Source organism: Streptomyces sp. NPDC126503 (assembly GCF_040302405.1).
GTDB lineage: Bacteria > Actinomycetota > Actinomycetes > Streptomycetales > Streptomycetaceae > Streptomyces > Streptomyces gulbargensis.
In genome coordinates this window covers 1-1,327 of sequence record NZ_JBEORS010000060.1, presented here as the reverse complement: position 1 = coordinate 1,327, position 1,327 = coordinate 1, and the positions used below count along the sequence as shown (strand labels likewise).

General features: G+C 34.4%; 2 protein-coding genes. One reads left to right on the top strand and one right to left on the bottom strand.

Annotated elements, in window-relative coordinates:
• Positions 1-227, top strand: a 227-nt coding sequence (locus ABTY40_RS30835; RefSeq protein ID WP_502990716.1) for a response regulator, incomplete at its 5' end; no start/stop codon positions are given.
• Between the two features lie 19 nt (positions 228-246).
• Here ABTY40_RS30835 and ABTY40_RS30830 read toward each other — a convergent pair.
• Positions 247-1,209: a replication initiation protein gene (locus tag ABTY40_RS30830; protein WP_350502496.1), complete on the bottom strand. Its 963-nt coding sequence runs from the start codon at positions 1,207-1,209 to the stop codon at positions 247-249.
• Positions 1,210-1,327 lie beyond the last annotated feature (118 nt).

Below are 1,327 nucleotides of genomic sequence, written 5' to 3'. Positions count from 1 at the left end.
ATTTAATAATGTTAGATCATGTGGTAATGAATGGTTCTGGTAGTGATATTTGCAAGGAAATAAAAGCGAATCCCGTTACAAACAACATTCCTGTTATATTATTATCCACTGCGGTGGGACTGCAACAAATTACAGAAGATGCCTGTGCAGATGGTTTTATAGAAAAGCCTTTTGATATTGACTATTTAGGGGAGCTCATTACCGATCACCTACACAGATTAGCGTAGATCAGCTTAGCCTAAATTTCTAATTTTCTTTTTTAGGTAGTACACCTTTTTTCTGATACGCTCCAACGATATAGGCCGTTGATTTTTCAATGGATGCTTTGCCTTGTCGAATTTTTGCATTCAGATCCTCAATAAACGCTATAAACTTGGTATAACCATCTTTTACAATCAATTCGGAATATTCCTTACTTAATCCATATGCCATAACGTTGCGCACATCTTTCTGAAAATCAATGTCCTTTTGGAAATCAATCTCTAATTGATCAGGTTTGTTTTTTGAACTGTTTACAAATATTTGAATGAACTCGAAAGAACGTCCTTTTTTATAAAGTTCATAATCAAAATGTATGTCCGTATGCTCGTTTATTTGCTTTTTTGCAATGTCCAATACTTTTGTTTTAAAACCTGTTATCTCCGCATATTGTTCATTTCCCTTTTTATCGACCAGCCCAAGCATTTTCTTTAATTCGGTTATAGGTATAGGACGAGGAAATTTTCCAACAGTGCGCCATTGGCATGCTAACATGTAAAGTCTTTTAGCATAACTGGAAGAGCAATCAAGGACGGACTTAAGCTGAAAATGGGTAAAGTTATTTTTGAGGTCGAAAAAATACGGCAGGGATATTTCAGAAAGTTTGACCTCAATAGTCCTTGTTCCCTTTAGATACTTAAAGTACTGAAACAAGACGAATTGTGTATAACCATCCTCTGAATCAACTTCAAACATTCGTGTAAGTAAGCCCTCCGTGCTTTCAGTCAGTTGGGAAATGTTCCATTTGCGACCAGTGATCAATTCAATGTCGGTAACATGGATTTTATAAGCAGTTTCATTCTCTTTTAGTGAAGCTAACACCATAAACATGATATCCAACTGGCAAGCTGTAAAATCATAACGGCCGGAAGTAAGCGCATTATGCTGTTTATAGAGGACTTCTCCTACTTTATTTGCGTCCTGTTCGGTTATAATCCCTAAATCCTTCATATTTAATATAAATTTTATCAAATATACTTAAAAAGTACTAATTAAAAGAACTGTTCTTTTAATTAAGTCTTTGAATGTTATAAAAGGTTCGTTTAATGTTATAAAAGGTTCGTTTAAT

Bases quoted from the DNA above. Each gene is read 5' to 3' on its own strand.
- ABTY40_RS30830 (WP_350502496.1), bottom strand. From the start codon at position 1,209: ATGAAGGATTTAGGGATTATAACCGAACAGGACGCAAATAAAGTAGGA.